A 21,628-nucleotide genomic window follows, 5' to 3' on the forward strand; every position below is an offset into this window, starting at 1 on the left:
TTATGCCTCGTGAGTTGGTGTTAATAGAGCCTGTCTTTGATGAAATTTAGCATAATGCCCTTGTTGTTGTAACAACGAAGCATGAGTGCCTGTTTCAACGATTTTTCCGCCATCCATAACGCAGATTTTATCCATTTTATCTAAACCGTGAAGTCTGTGAGTGATCATTAATACAGCCTTACCTTGGCAATGCTGATGTAAGAGCGCAAGGATCTGCTGTTCTGTATCGGCATCAAGGCCTTCTGTTGGCTCATCAAGCAATACAAGAGGGGCATTGTGGAGTAACGCTCTTGCCAGCCCTAAACGTCGCTGCTCGCCACCAGAGAGCTGTCTACCACCATCACCCATCCATGCATTTAAGCCTTCATCATTTTCAAGTAGCTGCCCAAGACCCACTTGCTGAAGAACATCTTTAAGCTCTTCATCTGTTGCCTGTTCTTTGGCCATCAATAGATTTTCTCTTAATGTGTGGCTAAAGACATGAACGCGTTGAGGGACAACGGACATCATTGAACGTAATGTCGCTTCATCATAATCAGCAATAGGCAAATTATTTAAGCTGATAGTACCGTGAGTCGGATCAAAAGCCCGATTGATCAACTGCAACAGAGTCGATTTACCACACCCCGTTTTTCCTAATAAGGCAATGTGTTGTCCTGCTTCAATCGTTAAATCAACGTGATTGATGACTTGCATTGGTTGGGCTGGATAAGTAAAGCAAATATCGCGCATTGTCAGTGTGGCATGATTGTTTGTTTCTCCTCCTTTTTCAGGAAAAGTGACATCCGGTTTTTGCTCAATTAAATGAGAAATACGTGTTGCAGATGTCATTACTTGACCTAAATGCTGGAAAGCAACAGTAACAGGCGCTAAAGACTCAAATGCTGCCAATGCACAGAATGTAAATAAGGCAATTAACGCTTCTGGCATAAAACTATTGTCGATACCATCAGCCGCAAGCCATAAAATTAATGTTGCTGTTAGACCTGATGCGAGGATCATTAATGATTGCGATAAGCCGGTTAAGTTTGCTTGTTGTGCTTGTCTACGCAGCCATTTAGCTTCAAGTTGCGCCAAATTTTGTCTAAAACGAGGTAATGCGCCAAAAACAGTTAGCTCGGCTTGTCCTTGCAACATGCTGGTTAATACTGTGCGATATTGACCTCGTAAGTCGGTGAGATCACGGCCAATAGGTTTTCCTGCGTAGTAGAATACGAAAGGCAAAACAATCAGCAAGGTAAGCATAATGCCACCCAGCGTATTGGCTAAACGAGCATCGATTAAACCAAGACCAAACATAATTGCCATAATGACAACAAAAGCGGCAATAATAGGGGAAATAACGCGAATATAAAGGTGATCGAGCGTTTCAACATCAGCAACTAAGCGATTAAGTAATTCACCTTGACGAAAACGTGCAATTCCACCCGGTGAAAGAGGGAGGATCTTTTTAAAGGTGAATACACGTAGGTGCGATAATACGCGAAACGTTGCGTCATGACTGACAAGCCTTTCAAAATAACGACCCGCAGTACGAAAAATTGCTGCACCTCGAACACCCGCTGCTGGTAGCATATAGTTAAAGCTATAAATACCCGCAAAACCCGCAAGAGATGTACCTGCTAAAAACCAGCCCGATAGTGTTAAAAGACCAATACTCGCCAGTAAAGTCAGAATTGCAAGGATAATCCCCAGCAATAACATAAACCAGTGACGGCGATAGAGCGCAAGAAAAGGAAGCAATACTCTCATGATTAAAGTTCCTCTTTACGATGAGCAAGAAGGCGAGCAAAAGTGCCGTTCTGTTGGCTTAATGATGCATAAGTGCCAGTTTCAATAATCTGACCTTTTTCCATCACCCAAATTTGGTCGTAACCTAATGTCTCTTCAAGTAGATGCGTAATAAGCAAGGTCGTTTGATTTAATGAGGCATTATTCAGCGCGTGCATGACACGTTGTTCACTATGAGAATCAAGGCTTGCTGCGGGTTCATCTAATAACAAAAATTGACAAGGTGACAATAAAGCACGCGCAACAGCAATACGCTGAGCCTGACCAACAGAAAGGCGTGCAGCACTATCGCCAATAATCGTATTTAAGCCGTCAGGTAACTCATGAATAAAATCGCTGACATAGGCTTTTTCAATAGCAAGGTTGATTTGTTCATCACTGGCATTAGGATTGCTTAAGCGAATATTATCCAGCAAGGTTTGTTCGGGTAAATTCGGATTTTGACCAACCCAGCTTAAACATTGACGCCATGCATCAGGCGAGAGTTGCGTCAATTCAACGCCATTAACTTTTAAGGAGCCACGATAAGGTAAAAAGCCGAGCAGCACATTTAATAGCGAGCTTTTGCCTGCACCACTTAGACCCACAATCGCAATTCGTTGATTAGGGTTAATAGTAAAGTTTAATGGACCTGCGAGTTTGACACCTTGATGAGATAGAATTTCTAGTTCATGAGCCGTTATCTCAATACTTTCTGTGGTATTAAGGCGCTCATTGCCTGTGAATTGTGGTTTTTCACCGTCGGCTTCTAAAAACTCAACCAGAGATTCTGCAGCGCCAACGGCTTGTGCTTTGGCATGATAGTAAGTTCCTAAATCACGCAGAGGTTGGAAGAATTCAGGGGCTAAGATCAGCGCTAAAAAGCCTGAGAAAAGTGTGACACCTAAACCATAACTACCGAAACTGAGTTCACCTAAGTAAGAAAAACCAAAGTAAACAGCCACAACAGCAATCGAAACCGCGGTAAAGAATTCTAATACGCCTGATGAAAGGAATGCCATTCTTAGCACTTCCATTGTACGTTTGCGGAAATCTTCTGTTGCTTCGGTGATTTGTTTAACTTCGGCATTACCACGGTTAAATAACCGTAATGTATCTAACCCTCTTAATCTATCGAGGAAGTTACCACTTAAACGACCTAATGCGAGGAAGTTTCTGCGGTTAGCATCTGCTGCGCCCAATCCCACTAATGCCATAAATAGCGGGATCAGTGGGGCGGTGAAAAATAGAATCAAGCCAGCAGCCCAGTTAACAGGGACGATGGTGATAAGAATAAGGATAGGCACAATGGTAGCAAGATACATTTGCGGGATATAACGCGCATAGTAATCTTGCATATCTTCTATTTGCTCTAGAATAATTGTTGCCCAACTCCCTGCGGGTTTGCCTTTAACCCAAACAGGACCTAGCTCTTCAAGTCTATCAAGAACAATTTTACGAATTTGTTGCCTGACCGCCATACCACAGCGATAACCTACTCGCTCTCTTATCGCCATCACCACAGCGCGTAAGATAAAAATACCAATAAGGGTGAGAAAGGTAGGTATGTGCATATCACGATTCAGACTGTCCATGATAAATGCTTGAAGTAAAACAGCTAATAACCATGCTTGTGCAATAATTAATAAGCCGCTTACAACACCTAGGATCATTGATAGCCGTAGCCATCGACGGGCTGGAGCACTTTGCTGTTTCAGCCATCGAACCAATTCACTTTGTTTAGTTTTATCCATAAGAAAAGATTCAAATCTGCAGGTGAGATACAAAGTATCAGAAAGGCCAAGGGTAAGTAGTTATACGCTTTGGCAACCAGGCTAGTATGTTACATGGTAAAAGGCGCTACTGAAATAGCGCCTTGAAAGGAAGTGATGATTTTAGTTGGATTTTAGTGCGTCTAAGTAGCGTTCTGCATCTAAAGCAGCCATACAGCCTGTACCTGCGGAGGTAATTGCTTGACGATAAATGTGATCCATTACGTCACCTGCGGCGAAAACACCCTCGATAGAGGTTTGTGTTGCATTACCTTGCGTACCTGATTGCACTTTGATGTAACCGTTGTCTAATTCTAATTGGCCATCAAAAATAGCAGTATTAGGGCTATGACCAATAGCGATAAAGACACCCATAACATCTAATTCTTCGGTTTTATCGCTCTTAGTATCTTTTAAGCGAACTTTCGTCACACCCATATCATCGCCAAGAACTTCGTCTAAGGTACGATCAGTATGCAAAATAATGTTGCCACTGTTAACTTTGTCCATTAAACGGTTAATTAAGATCTTTTCAGAACGGAAAGAATCACGGCGGTGGATCAGATGAACTTCTGATGCAATATTTGCTAAATAAAGAGCTTCTTCCACAGCGGTATTTCCGCCACCGACAACAGCGACTTTCTGATTACGATAGAAAAATCCGTCACATGTTGCACAAGCTGAAACGCCTCGGCCTTTAAAAGATTCTTCTGAAGGTAAACCGATATAACGTGCAGAAGCACCTGTTGCGATAATTAAAGCATCACAAGTGTATTCTTGTTCATCACCAAATAGGCGAAATGGACGGTTTTTCAGATCGACTTTATTAATATGGTCAGAGATAATCTCTGTATTAAATTTTTCAGCGTGCTGAAACATGCGGTCCATTAATCCAGGACCTGTTAACCCTTCTGGGTCACCGGGCCAGTTTTCGACTTCTGTTGTCGTTGTCAGCTGACCGCCTTTTTCAACACCCGTAATCAGTACTGGTTCTAAGTTTGCTCTTGCAGCGTAAACGGCGGCGGTATAACCCGCAGGGCCAGAACCTAAAATAATAAGTTTGCTATGTTTGATGGTGCTCATGTGTACCTCATCTCTGATTAGGCGTGATGCGAATTGAGGGATTGTAGGAGAAATAAGACGTTAAAAAAAGCCAATGACGAGAAATAGACATAATATTTTAGCTATTTTAGCAATAGTTAATACTAATATAGTTTAATAATTATAGAGTTATATTGGGCTAACATCATCGAATTAACCTGAAACATTTTGCTTTACAATTGATGTTTATCTTGCGTATATAGAGAATAACATAGCGCCTTGTTCTGATTTTTACTCATTTGCTTTGACAATCCGCTGTACATTTGCGAAAACATGATTGTTAAAGATAATTATCCTCGGATGTTATACGTATTATTTTTTAGACAGACAGGGTATAGGATAGTTACTTTACGATATTTGCTAATGAGTATTTGGATAAAATAGAACTTTTATCTGGGATTAAAAGAAAATAGATTGGTAGTTTGCTCTGACCGTTTGATACCGAAGTTTCGACAGTGATGCTGAAGGTGTACAGGTATGGGTATAGGAAAATAAAGTAAGAGAAAAAGAGAAAGAGAGTATAGAGATGATTGATAATAAAAAACGTCCGGGTAAAGATCTTGATAGAATAGACCGGAATATTCTAAATGAGCTTCAAAAAGATGGTCGTATTTCAAACGTTGAACTATCTAAGCGTGTAGGTTTATCACCAACGCCTTGTTTAGAGCGTGTACGTCGTTTAGAACGCCAAGGATTTATTTCTGGTTATACTGCACTGTTAAACCCACACTACTTAGATGCATCATTGCTGGTATTCGTGGAAATCACATTAAACCGCGGTGCACCAGATGTTTTTGAACAATTTAATATGGCTGTTCAAAAACTTGAAGAAATCCAAGAATGTCATTTAGTTTCTGGTGATTTTGACTATCTGTTGAAAACTCGTGTACCTGATATGTCCGCTTACCGTAAATTACTCGGTGAAACACTGTTACGTCTTCCAGGTGTTAATGACACACGTACATACGTGGTTATGGAAGAAGTTAAACAAAGTAACCGTCTTGTAATTAAAACTCGCTAAGCCAACTTAATAGGTTGGTGCAAAGCAGGAAAAAGTTAGGTACACTCCTGTTTATGCATACAGTTTCAACGCTGGGATATCTCAGCGTTGTTCCGTTTTAATTCACCCTCAGTTAAACCTGGAGAGCCATCTTTGAGCCAGGAATATACAGAAGATAAAAATATTCGTTTAACAAAGATAAGCAACCGTCGCCGTATTTGGGAGGCTATTCTCATCCTCATCGGCATTGGCGCTGTCTTTTTAATGGTTTCGTTACTTAGCTTTCATCCCTCTGATCCTAGCTGGTCACAAACCACTTGGAATGAGCCTATTCAAAATTTAGGCGGTAGTATCGGGGCATGGTTAGCTGATATTCTATTTTCTGCATTTGGTTTACTTGCCTATGCAATTCCTGTTGTCGTGGTCTTTGGGTGCTGGAATTCTCTACGCTACCAACAAAACCGTGAATATACCGACTTCTTTTCCCTTGCACTTCGCACGATTGGTGCTTTGGCTCTGATCTTTACCTCTTGTGCATTGGCTGATCTTAATTTTGATGATATCTACAATTTCAGCTCAGGTGGTGTTATTGGCAGTTTGTTTAGTAAAGCCTTATTACCGTGGTTTAATGTTTTAGGTGCTACTCTTGCTCTGTTATCTGTGTGGGCAATTGGCTTTACATTGTTTACTGGCTGGTCTTGGTTAACAATCACAGAAAAAATTGGTGCCGTAATTTTGGGCGGTGTTGGTTTTATTGCCAATAGAGGCCAAAATGAAGCTGATTACGAAGATGACGAAGAGGAAGATGATACTCAAGACGTTGTTACAGAAATAGCTGAAAATTCAAATCAAAAAGAAAATCAGCAAACAGAATTAACAACAGAAGAAAGTGATGATATTTTATTTTCTGCGCCTTCAGCACTTGAACTAGCTCGTCAGCAAGAGATAGACACATTACAAGTTAAAGCAGAACATGAAGATGATTTGCCGTCTTTCTCTGCAACAAACGACATAACAGATGAGCATGCGCAAACATTGACGCAACAAGCTGCTTCTTTTGTGCCAGAAACAGTTTCACAACCCACTCATACAGAGGAAGAACCAGAACATTACCGTTTTGATATTCCAGAAGCATTTTTGAAAAAAGAAGCGCAATCAGAAGCCAATGCTCCTCAAGATCTCGCTTACTCAATGCCAGAAAAAAATACACCTGCTGAGATGCCGTTTGATGACAAACCTATGGCACAGGCATCGTCTGTATCAACAGATAGTGTTATGCCAGCAGGCAAAGCTGAACCTACATTCTCGTTAGCACCTGATACAGACTCTTTAACGCAAGCAGCAGCTGCGGTAGCATCAGGTGTGGCAACAAGTGCTCTTGTTAGCCATGGCTCTCAAATTAAACAAGGATTAGGCCCTGAATTACCACGCCCAAATCCAGTACGACTGCCAACACGTCGTGAGCTTTATGGTATTCATATACCTTCACAACGCGAAGCAGAACTACGTCGTCGTGAGGAAGTCGTTCAATCTGAACCTGAAGATGAATTAGCTGATATCCAAGAACAAGCGAATTTCGAACAAGAGTTGCGTCAGCAATTCCTTGAACAGCAACGCGAACGTTATGGTGAGAACGATAGTGCTGATCCAGAAGCTATTATTGGAGCAGACAATCAGCCAAATATTACAACGCCATTATCTTCATTTAATCATCAACAAGATGATTATCGTGATGAACCAACGGTTACCGCAAATACATTCTCTTCTTCAGAAGAAAATAACAGTGATATTGATGAAGATGAGCAATATCAGCAACAATTAGCAGCACAATTTAAGCAACAATTGCAGGATCGCTATGGTGATGATGTTTCGTTAGATGATGACGAAGATGAAGTTTTACCTCAAATATCAACATCAGCACCTTCATTGCAAGCAACCACAGGTTATCAACCTCATATTCAACATTCATTTGCTTCACAATCAGCGCAACCGACGCAAACTATTGAGAAAAAAGTTGAATATCCAGCCAGCAATGCATTTCTACAAATATCGCCTCGTGATGAAGAAGAGGAAGAGTACAGCCCTAAAATTGAGTTAGAAAGAGAGCTAACAGCATTAGAGGCATTCTCGCCAATTGATGATCTATTGGATGAAGATCCGACAGAGCCAGTGTTTACACCGATTGTTTCAGAACCTGTTACGCCACAAGTTGCACCACAATCACGTATTGAGCCTCAGCCTAATATGGCTCAGCATTTTGCACAGCAACAGCAACAGCAACAGCAACAGCAAGAATCGTTAATTCACCCGTTCTTGATGCGTAATGATAGACCGTTGCAAAAGCCAACAACACCAATGCCTTCTTTGGATCTACTAACAACGCCACCAGTAGAAGATGAACCTGTTGATATGTTCGAGCTTGAGCGTATTGGTAAACTTATTGAAGCACGTCTTAATGACTATCGTGTTAAAGCCAAGGTGGTTGGTATTTCACCGGGACCTGTTATCACTCGTTTTGAGCTTGAACTTGCACCAGGTGTAAAAGCGGCACGTATATCAAATTTATCACGCGACTTAGCGCGTTCATTGTCTGCTATTGCGGTGCGTATTGTTGAAGTTATTCCGGGTAAACCTTATGTAGGGCTGGAATTACCTAACAAAAAACGCCAAACCGTATATATGCATGAGTTATTAGATAGCAATGCGTTTCGTGATAGCCGTTCTCCATTGACTGTTGTTTTAGGTAAAGATATCGGTGGTCAGCCAGTTGTTGCCAATCTGGCTAAAATGCCTCACTTACTTGTTGCCGGTACAACAGGCTCCGGTAAATCTGTCGGTGTGAATGCGATGATCATCAGCATTCTTTATAAAGCGAAACCAGAAGATGTTCGCTTTATTATGATTGACCCTAAAATGCTTGAGCTTTCGGTTTATGAAGGTATTCCACATCTTCTAACCGAAGTGGTTACCGACATGAAAGATGCCGCAAGCGCTCTGCGTTGGAGTGTGGCTGAAATGGAACGCCGTTATAAACTAATGTCAGCATTAGGTGTGCGTAATCTTGCTGGCTATAACGAAAGAATTAAAGAAGCAGAAGCGATGGGTCGCCCAATTCCTGATCCATTCTGGAAACCAAGCGACAGCATGGCAACAGAAATACCGATGTTGGAAAAAGAGCCTTATATCGTGGTTGTTGTTGATGAGTTTGCTGATTTAATGATGACCGTAGGTAAGAAAGTTGAAGAATTGATTGCTCGTTTGGCACAAAAAGCGCGTGCCGCGGGGATCCATCTTGTACTTGCAACGCAAAGACCTTCTGTGGACATTATTACAGGGTTAATTAAAGCCAATATTCCTAGCCGTATCGCGTTTACTGTATCAAGTAAAATCGATTCTCGAACTATCTTAGACCAAGGTGGCGCAGAGTCTTTACTCGGTATGGGTGATATGCTTTATGCTCCTAATGGTTATCCGCCAGAACGTGTTCACGGTGCTTTTGTTAGTGATGATGAAGTTCATGCAGTAGCAACCGACTGGAAAGCACGCGGTCGTCCTCAGTATATTGAAGCCATTACTAAATGTAGCGAAGAAGGTGAAGGCAATAGTGGTGGTGGATATGATGATGGTGAAGAGCTTGATCCGTTATTTGACCAAGCTGTAGAATTTGTGGTTGAAAAACAACGTGTTTCTATTTCTGGAGTACAACGTCAATTTAGAATTGGCTATAACCGTGCAGCAAGAATTGTGGAACAAATGGAAATGCAAGGTATTGTCAGTGCGCCAAATCACAACAATACGCGTGATGTCCTTTCACCACCGCCTTCAGATATGTAATATCTTGAAAACACAGTTATCAGCTAATGAGATAGCGTGGTAATCTGCACAACATCATCAATAATTTATACGCCGACATTATGTCGGCGTTATCTCATGCCGAGGCTTGTAGAATGAAAAAAGTATTATTTGCAGTGTGTGCGATGACATTAATAAGTAGCCAAGCCGCTTGGGCTGATGCACGTCAGGATTTGCAACAACGATTAAATAAAGTAAATAGTTTTCAAGCAAACTTTAGTCAAACCGTGACCAGCAATGAAGGCTCTCTTATTCAAAAAGGGGAAGGCAGTTTAAAAGTACAGCGCCCTGATTTGTTTAATTGGCAAATGACAGCGCCGGATGAGAGCACATTGATCTCTGATGGTAAAACATTGTGGTTTTACAATCCTTTTGTCGAGCAAGTTACGGCAACTTGGCTGGAAAGTGCCACAACCAATACGCCTTTTATGCTGATCGCACGTAATGACAGTAAAGAATGGCAAAACTATGATGTAAAACAGTCTGGTGATCGTTTTGAGTTAACACCTAAAGTAGAAAATAACTTAAAACATTTTACGATAACTGTATTACCTAACGGACAAATTCAGCAATTTGCAGCTACAGAGCAAGACGGTCAGGTAAGTAATTATCAATTAACTGCACAGACTGCCGCACCAATCGATGCATCCGCGTTTCGCTTTACTCCTCCTGCGGGTGTGACTGTGGATGACCAACGTCAGTGAGGATATTTTGAGTAATTTATCACTCGATTTTTCACGCAATGAGTTCCAACCTTTAGCGGCAAGAATGCGACCTGAAACGTTGGAGCAATATATCGGACAAACTCATTTACTTGCTGAAGGTAAACCATTGCCTCGAGCGATTAAAGCGGGTCAATTGCATTCTATGATCTTATGGGGACCTCCTGGTACGGGTAAAACCACCCTTGCTGAGATCATTGGCCGCTATGCGCAAGCTGATATAGAAAGATTATCTGCGGTGACATCGGGTATTAAAGAAATCAGAGAATCTATTGAAATTGCGCGCCAAAACCGCAATGCAGGACGTAGAACGATCCTATTTGTTGATGAAGTTCATCGTTTTAATAAGAGTCAACAAGATGCCTTTTTACCTCATATCGAAGACGGCACGATCACTTTTATTGGTGCAACAACAGAAAACCCCTCTTTTGAATTAAATTCAGCGTTGCTATCCAGAGCAAGAGTTTATTTATTACGCTCATTAACCGAAGCTGATATTGAGCTAGTTCTACAACAAGCGCTGGACGATCCTGAAAGGGGTTTAGGCGGACGTAATATTATCCTGCCAGATGATACACGCAAAATGATTGCACAATTGGTTAATGGTGATGCGCGCCGTTCATTGAATTTACTTGAAATGATGGCGGATATCGCTGAAGTTGATAATCAAGGAAAACGAGTATTAGCACCGGCATTACTGACAGAAATCAGTGGTGAACGAAGTGCTCGTTTTGATAATAAAGGTGACCGCTTTTACGATCTTATCTCTGCATTGCATAAATCGGTAAGAGGCTCAGCGCCTGATGCTGCGCTTTATTGGTATGCAAGGATCATAACAGCCGGTGGCGATCCACTTTATGTTGCTCGTCGCTTATTAGCGATTGCATCCGAAGATGTGGGAAATGCCGATCCTCGTGCTATGCAAGTGGCAATTGCTGCATGGGATTGTTTTACGCGTGTAGGTCCTGCAGAAGGTGAGCGTGCGATTGCTCAAGCAATTGTATATCTGGCTTGCGCTCCCAAAAGTAATGCTGTTTATACCGCATTTAAAGCAGCCATTGCTGATGCTAAAAGTAAACCTGATTATGATGTACCTGAGCATTTGCGTAATGCACCAACAAAATTAATGAAAGAAATGGGGCTTGGTGCTGAATATCGATACGCCCATGACGAGCCTAATGCTTATGCAGCCGGAGAGGTCTATTTCCCTAAAGAAATGGCTGATACGCAGTACTATTACCCAGTGAAAAGAGGGTTAGAGATCAAGCTTGCAGAGAAATTAGACTGGCTTGCTCAACAAGATCAAAATAGTACGACAAAACGCTATCGCAAAATGTAAAGATGCGGTAAGGTTATTAAATTATCATTAATTTCTTAACTATGCCTTGTTTCAGATATCTTTTTTATAAGATAGGAGAGAAGGTTTTTATTAATCTATCAATAAGCACAGGATAAGCATGCTCGATCCAAATCTACTGCGTAATGAGCTAGACGCGGTCGCCGAAAAACTGGCTCGCAGGGGTTTCACCCTCAATGTGGAAAAAATTCGTCAACAAGAAGAACGCCGTAAGGTGTTACAGGTTGAAACTGAATCCCTGCAAGCAGAACGTAATTCTCGATCGAAGTCCATTGGTGCGGCAAAAGCGCGTGGTGAAGATATTGAGCCACTTCGTCAAGAAGTTAACCTGTTAGGTGAAAAACTTGAAGCTGCAAAAGCCGAACTTGAAGTGCTTCAAGCGGAAATTCGTGATTACGTTTTAACTATCCCAAATATGCCAGATGATGCGGTTCCAAATGGCAAAGATGACAGCGAAAACGTGGAAGTTTCTCGTTGGGGTACTCCAAAGACTTATGATTTTGAATTAAAAGATCATGTGACTTTAGGTGAGCTAACAGATGGTTTAGATTTTGCTTCTGCGGTAAAAATTACCGGTTCACGTTTTGTTGTGATGAAAGGTCAAGTTGCACGTTTACATCGTGCTATTACACAATTTATGTTGGATCTGCACACAGAAAAGCACGGCTACCAAGAAATGTATGTTCCTTACTTGGTTAACCATGCAACTTTGTACGGTACAGGTCAGTTACCTAAATTTAGTGAAGACTTATTCCACACTAAACCGTTAGAAGAAGAAGCAGAAAGCCAATACGCACTTATTCCAACAGCGGAAGTGCCTGTAACAAATATGGTAAGAGACGTCATTCTTGAAGAAGACGACTTGCCATTAAAAATGACGGCTCACACACCATGCTTCCGTTCAGAAGCAGGCTCTTATGGTCGTGATACTCGTGGTTTAATTCGTATGCACCAATTTGATAAAGTAGAGCTAGTTCAAATCGCTCATCCTGAAAAATCAATGGAAGCATTAGAAGAGCTGACTGGTCACGCTGAAAAAGTGCTGCAATTACTGAATCTACCTTATCGTAAAGTTGTGCTTTGCACTGGCGATATGGGCTTCGGTTCACGTAAAACTTACGACTTAGAAGTTTGGGTTCCGGCTCAAAATACTTACCGTGAGATCTCTTCATGCTCAAATATGTGGGATTTCCAAGCTCGTCGTATGCAAGCACGCTTCCGTTCTAAAGGTGATAAGAAAATACAACTTGTTCATACCTTAAATGGTTCGGGTTTAGCAGTAGGTCGTACTTTAGTTGCAATTATGGAAAACTATCAAATGGCTGATGGTCGTATTGAAATTCCAGAAGTGTTACGCCCATACATGAAAGGTTTAGAATATATCGGTTAATTATTATCTAATTAATTGAGTATTAATAATTTAACCCCCTGCTTAGGCCGGGGGTTTTTTATTAACCGTAGTAAATATTTAACGCTATTTATTTATTTTTTATAAGTCATTAAAGCCAGAATATCTGATTATATTAGAGTTAAATCTCAATAAAGAGCGTATCAAAAATAATTTAATTCTAAGGTATGTCTTTTTTGTTTATCTCTTTTTCATTCCTTGCTTGACAATTTCTCATATTGACATTAACTTGGATTTCTAGATGTTTAGCCGTCTAGATTTCCATTTAATAAGTGAGTTGATTAAAATGATAACACTAAAAAATGTCAGCAAAATTTATCAGCGAGGGAAAAAGCAAACTATTGCTGTTGATGATATTAATTTGAATATTGAGCAGGGAGATATCTTTGGCATCATTGGTTATAGCGGTGCAGGAAAAAGTAGTTTAATTCGTTTATTGAATCGCTTAGAGCCTGTAACAAAAGGAGAGGTGATTGTTGGTAAATACAACATTACAACCAGCAGTGAACGTGAGATCCGTAAAATCCGTCACTCAATTGGAATGATCTTTCAACACTTCAATTTACTGTGGTCACGCACCGTTAGAGAGAATATTGAATTCCCACTTGAAATTTCAGGGTTAGATAAGAAGCAACGTTTTCAGCGCGCGAGTGAATTAATGGCGTTAGTAGGGCTTGCTGATAAAGCTGATGAATATCCATCAACATTAAGTGGCGGGCAAAAACAACGTGTTGGTATTGCTAGAGCATTAGCAAATAATCCAGATGTTTTATTATGTGATGAAGCAACATCTGCATTAGATCCAAAAACAACACAAACAATTTTAGCACTGCTCGCTGAAATTAATCAAAAAATGAATATTACAATTGTGTTGATCACACATGAAATGCAAGTTGTAAAAGCGATATGTAATAAAGTAGCGGTTATTGAGCAAGGAAAAATAATTGAACAAGGCGATGTAGTCAAAATATTTAACCAACCAAAACATAAAGTGACACAACAGTTTTTATCACAATCAGTACATGTAACAGATAGCAGTGATGATATTGATAATATAAAGCAGCAAGGCACAGTAATAAAACTGTTACTGCAAGAGGGTAAAAAATATGACTATTTACTTTATGATTTAATTTCTAAATTTAATGAGCCTGTTAATTTAATAAAAGGCAGTTTTTCACAAGAAAACGGGTTTATTTATTTACAGTTAAATAATAAATCGGATGAAATCATCCAATATCTTGAGAATAATAAATTTGATATAGCGGTCGTGTGATATGGATGAAATACAAATTTGGTTGAATAGCTATTTACCGCATTTAAAACTCAATGTACTCGGTGAAGAAACATTAAATACATTATATATGACACTTGTTTCTGGTGCATTATCCTGCTTATTAGGGATCTTAATTGGTGTGGCATTATTTTTAACAGCAAAAGAGGGTTATAAAGAACATATTTTTATTTATCGAACACTCTCATTTATTGTGAATATCTTTAGAGCCGTTCCTTTTATTATTTTGATTATTTTATTGTTCCCTTTTACTAAATTAATTGTGGGAACCATATTAGGTGTTAATGCAGCACTACCTGCATTAGTGATTTCAGCCGCTGCTTTTTATGCTCGATTGGTTGAATTAGCATTACGTGAAGTAGACAAAGGCGTTATAGAAGCAAGTCTCTCAATGGGTGCTAATTTACCTACATTAATCTTTAAAGTGTTATTGCCAGAATCATCACCCGCACTTATTTCTGGTTTAACTGTCACGCTGATTTCTTTAGTGGGAGGAACTGCAGTTGCAGGTGCAATAGGGGCAGGTGGATTGGGTAACTTAGCTTATTTAGAGGGATTTCAGCGTAGCCATCTTGATGTAGTTTGGATTGCAACATTAGTGATTTTATTTATTGTGCTATGTATTCAGTTATTGGGAGATAGTGTTGTAAGAAATATAGATAAACGATAATTAAAGAATTATTTCAATTAAAAAATCAAATTTAAAAATAAGGTTACAATAATGAAACTAACAGTATTTAAAAAACTGGGATCACTGCTACTTATTAGCCTAGCGCTCTCTGCTTGCAAACCATCAGATGAAAAATCAGAAAATAAATTAATTATCGGTGCATCGAGTACACCTCATGCGGAAATTCTAGAATTTATTAAACCGCAATTAGCCAAAGAAGGATTAGAGTTAGATATTCGAATTTTTAATGACTATATTATTCCTAATCAAGCATTAGCGGAAAAAGAATTGGATGCAAACTTCTTCCAACATGTGCCTTATTTAAATAAAACACTAGCTGATCACCCTGATTGGAAATTAGTATCAGCAGGCGCAGTGCATATGCACCCATATCGTTTTTTCTCGCAGAAATATAAAAGCTTACAAGATTTACCTAATGGTGCAAAAATGATTAGTAGCAATAATCTGGCACAACATGGACATATATTAAAACTGTTTCAAGATGAGGGTTTAATTAAATTACGAGATGGTATTGATCCTGATGATTCTACGATTGATGACATCGTTGAGAATCCTCGTAATATTAAGTTTTTATTTACCTATGACGGTCCATTGTTGCCACAAATATATAAAAATGGTGAAGCAGATGTCGCTTCTATTGATGGGCACTTTGCCATTAATGCTGGGCTAGATTTAAGCAAAGAAGTAATTTATACAGAGCCTGCGGCTAACAGCAAGTTTGCCAATGTGGTTGTTATAAGAGAAGAAGATAAAAACGATCCGCGTATTACTAAATTAATGGCACAACTAAAAGCGCCTGAAACCAAAAAATTTATTTTGGATACCTTTAAAGGCGAAGCAGTTCCTGTTCCATAATCAGTTTATTTTTAAACTAACGTATCAAAGAGTGGTGTAAGAAATTATGCCACTTTTTTGTTTATTATGAGAGGGATTATAAAAAGCTTTTTAATAAAAGAATGACTATTTAACAAAAATATAACGCAATCCGCCATTGGTTAAACCGATCACGGCAGATCCTATTTATGCTGTTAAATTAGACCTATCGCTCGAATTTACCTTCGTTATTTATAACATTTCTATTTAATTAGAACCCTACAAAAGAGCATATTCTATGATAGTTTCTAAACAGCAGTTACATCAATTAATCAAAAATAAATTACATCATGCAGGATTGAGTGAGCCTCATGCTGATACGGTGGCTGATGTCTTAGTCCATGCTGATGCCAAAGGTATTCATTCTCATGGTGCTGTGCGTGTGGAATATTATGCAGAGCGCATCAGTAAAGGCGGTACAAATACGACGCCTAATTTTACGTATACTGAAACGGGGTCATGTAGTGCTGTATTTGATGGTGATAATGGTGCAGGGCATGTTGCAGCGAAAGATGCAATGGAATGCGCAATTAAAATGGCACAGGAGAAGGGCGTTGCGGTTGTTGGTGTAAGACGAATTGGTCATAGTGGTGCGCTGTCTTATTTTGTTGAACAAGCATCACGAGCAGGCATGGTGGGTATTTCGCTGTGTCAATCTGATCCCATGGTTGTTCCTTTTGGTGGCTCTGAAGTCTATTACGGCACTAATCCTATCGCTTTTTCAGCGCCTGGAGTAGGTGATAAACATATTACATTTGATATGGCGACAACTGTACAGGCATGGGGCAAGGTACTTGATGCGCGCTCGCGTCATGTCGATATTCCTGATACTTGGGCAGTTGATGAAAGTGGTAAACCTACGACAGATCCCTTCGCAGTAAAAGGTTTATTACCTATTGCGGGACCTAAAGGTTATGGTTTAATGATGATGGTTGATGTGTTGTCTGGTATTTTGCTGGGGCTTCCTTTCGGTAAACATGTTAGTTCGATGTATCACGATTTAACACAAGGGCGAGAGCTAGGGCAATTACATATTGTTATTAATCCTGCTTTCTTTACTGATGCCTCATTATTTAGAGAACATATCTCACAGGCTATGGGGGAGTTAAATGCAATTAAGCCAGCTCCTCATGTGGAGAAAGTGCTTTATCCTGGTGAGAATAGTCAAATAGAAGAACAAAGAAGTGAAAAAGAAGGTATTGAAATTGTTGATGAAATTTATAATTATTTAATATCTGATGCACTTTATAATAAATCTTACGATAATAAAAATCCGTTTGCGGGTTAATATAACATCTCAATTCTCAATAAAAAGAACAGTGGATGGTGACATCGACTGTTCTTTTTTCTTTTATATATTCACACTATAAAATTTATAATTAATTAGCCATTATGTATTTGGTTATTTTATTATAGCAAATTAATTAAATTTATCTAATTATAAAAATAATACATCATAGGTTTTTAATTATATATCAATTAATAATTAAGAATAAAACGTGTGCTTTTTATTATTTTAAAATATACATTGGTGAGGGTTATGAATAATCTATTTATGTATTTAAAAGTTAAAATCAAACAAGATGCAATTTTAGCGATTGATCTTGCAGAGAAAAGTCCATCTATCCGTAATTTTAATCTTGCTAATAAAATATTAACAGTAAAATTAACAAGTGAGAAATTAAAATTACAAAAAAATCCTGATGATACCTCTCTTATTCAAGAAAAAATAAAAAATTATGAGTCTTTATTTTTAAAATTAAATGAAATTAAAATAGAATATGCGTGTGAGTATAAATTTATAGTTGTATTAAAAAGCTTATTGACCAATAAAAAAATAAAAAATAGTCCACAAAAAAAGATCATAGGAAATTATAAAAATAGAGTAGGAATTTATCGATCAACCAATAAGGATGTTAATGTTAATCATTTTACAAATAAAGATTTAATGGATTTTTTATTTGAAAATAAAAAAATTAATAACGATAAATTTAATAGTTTTAATATTAAGAATGTTAATATTAATGACGCAAATATGTGTGGTTCACAATTTAAAAAATGTAATATAAATGAATCAATATTTACGGATTGTGAATTAACTAGATCTCATTTTCATTCTTCAACAATAAAAAATTCAACGTTTAATCATTGTAATTTAATCAACACTGATTTTTTATTTTCAAATATAGAGAATGTAAACTTTATAAACAGTGATTTAAGTAATGCAACAATTAAGGTAAAAAGTGCTAATTTTGAAAATTCGACACTTGATAATACAAAAATAGAATTTGATATTGACAATATTCCTTTAATGAAAAATAAAAAAACTCTATTTGAAACCATTAGTTCTATAAATGATAAATATGATGCAATAAAAACATCATTGATGAGCGCACTGATTTTAAAAATACAGCGTAATATTTTATATAATTATAATGATCATGATGGTCATGATCATAATAATATAGGGCTATCAGCAGAATTTATAATAGAAAATATTTTTTCTAATCAATATTTTTGTAAAAATGAAATAATTAAAAAATTTGTTACTGATATTTTATATAGTAAATATTTTGATGATGAATGTAGCAATTCTATTGATAAATTATCCCCTGATTTTTTATCTTTTCATTTAGATCTAATTGATAATTATGATAATGATAAGATGAAAAGCTTTATGTTAGAAAATAATGATCAATTTATTAAGCTAATGGTGTTATCACTTTATCATGAAAATAAAAATGTTAGAGATAGAGCGAGAGCGTTATATGATAAATATCTTAATCTTAAAGAGATAAAATCTTTTGTTCAAGAAAATGATATTGATTGTGGTGATAGAAAGGTTGATTGGTATGATAAAAACAGTTTTAATTATATTTTATCAAATAAAAATAAAGATAAAAAAATAGTTATTAATCATGAAGATATAGTTAATGTTTTATTTGATAATAATATAGAAAATAATACGAGTTGGACTAGATTTTATCTTTATATTAATAATGATTGCCAGGGAATTAATAATATTGATTATTATGAATTATTTAATGGTTTTAAAATTTCAGAGACAAGTACTATACCTGATTTTGTTATTTTTAAAAATAGTTATAACAAAATGGCTAATAAAATTGAATCTAATAAATGGTTGTCATTATTTAAATCAAGTGGTTTTTATGAACAATTTCACTCTGTTTTAATAGGTATGAAGCCTTTATCTAACGAAAAGCTTATTAATATTCAAGAACAAGAAAAGTTAAGTGAAGTATTTAAGCCATTTTTAAATGCTTTAGATGGTAATATTAAAAAAAGTTCTCTAACTATTGAACATTATCAAAAACTTTGTGAACTTTTTGATATTACTTTGGAAAATAAAGCATTGAAATCTCAATATTTATTAAGCCTTTCTGCTTTAATTGTTAAATATTCATCAAGCTCTGTATTTGGCACCGATTCAGATTCACCTGAAATATTAAGAATGTATGCTTATGCTTTAATGAGTAAGGCTAATGAATTAAATCCGAAATTAATGGAAAAAAACTTTAAAGAATGGAGTGATAGACTATTAGGCATGAATGAAATGTTTCAATGTACGGATGTACTTTTTTCAATAATGAGTGATTATGGAAAAGAACACTTCAAAGATATATTTTATAAAATCATACCGTTACATTGGAGATAATAATTAGTCAAAATAAGAGAAATAAAATGCACTCCAACTTTACTAATTAACTGTTGGAGTGCAAGAAAAAGACATTATTTTTCGTTTTAATCAATTAAATCGAAGATTAACTGACTAATTTACCAATATTTGATTCTGCGGTTTTATTAAGAGAAATCGTTCCACTTCCACCAATTCCACCATTATTTCCTTGATTGCCTACATTATGGTGATAAAAAATATCACGATAAGAGCCATACATCGCAGTATAAGAAAGAGGAATAGTAATTAATAACCCTAAACCAAATGGAATAACACTAATTGCGATAATAAAGAACAGCAAAATAAAGAAGAAGAATCCACCAGCTAAATTTATTTTTACTGCCGAAAGGCTCGCTTTAACTGCAGGGAATGCTTTATAGCCGTTGACTAACACCAGCGCTGGGACAAACCAATAAGCCGCCGTACTTAGCGCACCAAAGATAGCCATAATGATAAAAAACAGTATAAAGCCAGAAGAGTTATCTACCATCATTTCAGCAATAATTTCTTCAGGATAATCACTATTGATAGCATAAAAAATATCCATCATAGCAGCACTACTGACGATAAGGGCAAGAATAATCCCAGCAAGTAAAATTAGAAAACTAATACCGTAAGCACCCATCAGGCTAAGATAACGTTTGTTATAAAAACCAAAGAATAAAGTATCAACATCAAGACGTTGAGTCTCATATTGTTGATGAGCAATTGCTACAACACCTGCGGCTAATACAGTAGTAATAAAAGGTGAGATGATTGGACCAATTAGCGGAATAAATCCAAGAATGGTCGATATAATAAGACTAACGATAAAGTAGATAATAATAACGCCTATCCACATCCAAAAACGTTCTTTTATTAAATCCCATCCTAGCCCTAACCAGCGGACACCCCCTGCGGCACCTCGTGCTTGAGGAATAGGCGTAAATACCTCTTGTGGCTCTGTTAGCGATGAATTATTGTTTTGTTCCATTTCCTGTACCTTAATCCCAATATCTTTGTTTATAAATATAAGTCTTCTATAATATCTTTTTGTTTTGTTATTAATCAACTATATTCAACTTAATATAGGTTAAGGATAATCTTATTATGTGTATTTTTACTTGTGGGAACAATTATTCTTTTATTAATACAAAATGATTTAAATAATTTAATTTAACTTCATATAATTAAAAAAATGACTTTATTTATTTTGAATGTTTTTAATGATATAAAAACAAAAAAAGCAGCGTTTAAAACCGCTGCTTCTTAAATTAATCTTAAGTAGAAAAGCTTAGTACATCACTTTATGACCGTAAGATTCAAGAATTGATTTTACATTTTCCATCGTCTCTTTTGACGGCGGATGAATACCATCTAGCTTGTATTCTTCTCCTAAAGCTACCCATTTATGTTTGCCGAGTTCGTGGTAAGGAAGAAGTTCTACTTTTTCGATGTTTTTCATATCTTTAATAAATTCGCCTAAACGATGAGCAGAATCATCATCATCAGACCAACCTGGTACAACAACATAACGAACCCATGTTTTTTGGCCTCGTTTTGCTAAATAACGTGCGAATTCAAGTGTACGCTGGTTTGATACACCAACGAGCTTTTGGTGGATCTCATCGTTGACTTGTTTGAGGTCGAGCATCACTAAGTCAGTGGCATCCATTAATTCATCAATAACGGGATCATAACGACGAACAAAGCCGTTAGTATCTAAGCAGGTATGGATATTTTCTTTCTGACAAGCGCGGAACCAATCGCGCACAAACTCTGCTTGCAAAATTGCTTCGCCACCTGAAGCAGTAACACCCCCGCCAGAAGCATTCATAAAATGACGATAGGTAACCGCCTCTTTCATTAATTCATCAACTGTGACGATTTGCCCACCATGAGTATCCCATGTGTCACGGTTGTGACAATAGAGGCATCTCATTAGGCATCCTTGAAAGAAAACAATGAAACGTATTCCGGGACCGTCAACAGTACCGCAGGATTCAAATGAGTGGATACGACCAAGTACGGACATAACAGGGTTACTCCAAAACTGTCTAATAAAAAGACCCCAAAGTAGGGGCCTTTATTCTAAGCGATTTTATTTACTTTCTC

Annotated in this window: 15 protein-coding genes; 10 read left to right on the plus strand and 5 right to left on the minus strand. The window is 37.5% G+C overall.

What is annotated here, in order from left to right; translation table 11 throughout:
* The 3 genes from cydC to trxB form a co-directional block, all read right to left on the minus strand.
* The gene (gene cydC / locus BTA34_RS04700; protein ID WP_151434688.1) at positions 1-1,752 is read right to left on the minus strand and encodes a heme ABC transporter ATP-binding protein/permease CydC; all 1,752 of its coding nucleotides are present in this window, start codon (positions 1,750-1,752) and stop codon (positions 1-3) included.
* A gap of 2 nt (positions 1,753-1,754) precedes the next feature.
* Complete coding sequence (gene cydD / locus BTA34_RS04705; protein WP_151434689.1) at positions 1,755-3,524, minus strand: heme ABC transporter permease/ATP-binding protein CydD; 1,770 nt, start codon at positions 3,522-3,524, stop codon at positions 1,755-1,757.
* Between the two features lie 141 nt (positions 3,525-3,665).
* On the minus strand, positions 3,666-4,625 hold the full coding sequence (gene trxB, locus BTA34_RS04710) for a thioredoxin-disulfide reductase (RefSeq protein WP_023581304.1): 960 nt from the start codon (positions 4,623-4,625) through the stop codon (positions 3,666-3,668).
* A 544-nt stretch (positions 4,626-5,169) separates the two neighbouring features.
* Between trxB and lrp the strand changes: the two genes are divergently transcribed.
* The 10 genes from lrp to BTA34_RS04760 all read left to right on the plus strand — a co-directional run bounded on the left by lrp (position 5,170) and on the right by BTA34_RS04760 (position 19,513).
* Positions 5,170-5,664: a leucine-responsive transcriptional regulator Lrp gene (lrp, locus tag BTA34_RS04715; RefSeq protein ID WP_004244566.1), complete on the plus strand. Its 495-nt coding sequence runs from the start codon at positions 5,170-5,172 to the stop codon at positions 5,662-5,664.
* Positions 5,665-5,796: 132 nt separating this feature from the next.
* Positions 5,797-9,477 carry a DNA translocase FtsK 4TM domain-containing protein gene (locus BTA34_RS04720; protein WP_151434690.1) on the plus strand — a complete coding sequence of 1,227 codons (3,681 nt, stop codon included), beginning with the start codon at positions 5,797-5,799 and terminating at the stop codon, positions 9,475-9,477.
* 113 nt (positions 9,478-9,590) lie between these two features.
* The gene (gene lolA / locus BTA34_RS04725; RefSeq protein ID WP_075672453.1) at positions 9,591-10,199 is read left to right on the plus strand and encodes an outer membrane lipoprotein chaperone LolA; all 609 of its coding nucleotides are present in this window, start codon (positions 9,591-9,593) and stop codon (positions 10,197-10,199) included.
* Positions 10,200-10,206: 7 nt separating this feature from the next.
* Complete coding sequence (locus BTA34_RS04730) at positions 10,207-11,556, plus strand: replication-associated recombination protein A (protein ID WP_151436728.1); 1,350 nt, start codon at positions 10,207-10,209, stop codon at positions 11,554-11,556.
* Positions 11,557-11,674: 118 nt separating this feature from the next.
* On the plus strand, positions 11,675-12,964 hold the full coding sequence (gene serS / locus BTA34_RS04735; RefSeq protein WP_151434691.1) for a serine--tRNA ligase: 1,290 nt from the start codon (positions 11,675-11,677) through the stop codon (positions 12,962-12,964).
* Between the two features lie 259 nt (positions 12,965-13,223).
* A complete protein-coding gene (locus BTA34_RS04740) occupies positions 13,224-14,255 on the plus strand; it encodes a methionine ABC transporter ATP-binding protein (protein ID WP_265576219.1) in 1,032 nt (343 codons plus the stop codon).
* A 1-nt stretch (position 14,256) separates the two neighbouring features.
* Positions 14,257-14,943, plus strand: coding sequence for a methionine ABC transporter permease (locus BTA34_RS04745; RefSeq protein WP_151434692.1), 687 nt, complete (start codon positions 14,257-14,259; stop codon positions 14,941-14,943).
* A gap of 51 nt (positions 14,944-14,994) precedes the next feature.
* Positions 14,995-15,819 (plus strand): MetQ/NlpA family ABC transporter substrate-binding protein, encoded by an 825-nt coding sequence (locus BTA34_RS04750; RefSeq protein ID WP_151434693.1) that lies wholly within the window; start codon positions 14,995-14,997, stop codon positions 15,817-15,819.
* Positions 15,820-16,075: 256 nt separating this feature from the next.
* Positions 16,076-17,125, plus strand: a complete 1,050-nt coding sequence (allD, locus tag BTA34_RS04755; protein ID WP_151434694.1) for an ureidoglycolate dehydrogenase — start codon at positions 16,076-16,078, stop codon at positions 17,123-17,125.
* 252 nt (positions 17,126-17,377) lie between these two features.
* Entirely contained in the window at positions 17,378-19,513 is a 2,136-nt protein-coding gene (locus tag BTA34_RS04760; protein ID WP_151434695.1) for a pentapeptide repeat-containing protein, read from the plus strand.
* A 106-nt stretch (positions 19,514-19,619) separates the two neighbouring features.
* Here the strand turns inward: BTA34_RS04760 and BTA34_RS04765 are convergent, their stop codons facing one another.
* Positions 19,620-20,507, minus strand: a complete 888-nt coding sequence (locus BTA34_RS04765) for a BPSS1780 family membrane protein (protein ID WP_151434696.1) — start codon at positions 20,505-20,507, stop codon at positions 19,620-19,622.
* Positions 20,508-20,807: 300 nt separating this feature from the next.
* Positions 20,808-21,548, minus strand: coding sequence for a pyruvate formate lyase 1-activating protein (pflA, locus tag BTA34_RS04770; protein ID WP_036938126.1), 741 nt, complete (start codon positions 21,546-21,548; stop codon positions 20,808-20,810).
* Between the last annotated feature and the right edge of the window lie 80 nt (positions 21,549-21,628).

Source organism: Proteus sp. CD3, from assembly GCF_008808075.1.
Taxonomy (GTDB): Bacteria; Pseudomonadota; Gammaproteobacteria; order Enterobacterales; family Enterobacteriaceae; genus Proteus; species Proteus appendicitidis.

What these genes read in the sequence shown, in the direction of transcription:
- cydC (WP_151434688.1), bottom strand. Translation starts at nt 1,752, where the DNA reads ATGAGAGTATTGCTTCCTTTTCTTGCGCTCTATCGCCGTCACTGGTTT.
- cydD (WP_151434689.1), bottom strand. Translation starts at nt 3,524, where the DNA reads ATGGATAAAACTAAACAAAGTGAATTGGTTCGATGGCTGAAACAGCAA.
- trxB (WP_023581304.1), bottom strand. Translation starts at nt 4,625, where the DNA reads ATGAGCACCATCAAACATAGCAAACTTATTATTTTAGGTTCTGGCCCT.
- lrp (WP_004244566.1), top strand. Translation starts at nt 5,170, where the DNA reads ATGATTGATAATAAAAAACGTCCGGGTAAAGATCTTGATAGAATAGAC.
- lolA (WP_075672453.1), top strand. Translation starts at nt 9,591, where the DNA reads ATGAAAAAAGTATTATTTGCAGTGTGTGCGATGACATTAATAAGTAGC.
- serS (WP_151434691.1), top strand. Translation starts at nt 11,675, where the DNA reads ATGCTCGATCCAAATCTACTGCGTAATGAGCTAGACGCGGTCGCCGAA.
- BTA34_RS04740 (WP_265576219.1), top strand. Translation starts at nt 13,224, where the DNA reads ATGTTTAGCCGTCTAGATTTCCATTTAATAAGTGAGTTGATTAAAATG.
- BTA34_RS04745 (WP_151434692.1), top strand. Translation starts at nt 14,257, where the DNA reads ATGGATGAAATACAAATTTGGTTGAATAGCTATTTACCGCATTTAAAA.
- BTA34_RS04750 (WP_151434693.1), top strand. Translation starts at nt 14,995, where the DNA reads ATGAAACTAACAGTATTTAAAAAACTGGGATCACTGCTACTTATTAGC.
- allD (WP_151434694.1), top strand. Translation starts at nt 16,076, where the DNA reads ATGATAGTTTCTAAACAGCAGTTACATCAATTAATCAAAAATAAATTA.
- BTA34_RS04760 (WP_151434695.1), top strand. Translation starts at nt 17,378, where the DNA reads ATGAATAATCTATTTATGTATTTAAAAGTTAAAATCAAACAAGATGCA.
- BTA34_RS04765 (WP_151434696.1), bottom strand. Translation starts at nt 20,507, where the DNA reads ATGGAACAAAACAATAATTCATCGCTAACAGAGCCACAAGAGGTATTT.
- pflA (WP_036938126.1), bottom strand. Translation starts at nt 21,548, where the DNA reads ATGTCCGTACTTGGTCGTATCCACTCATTTGAATCCTGCGGTACTGTT.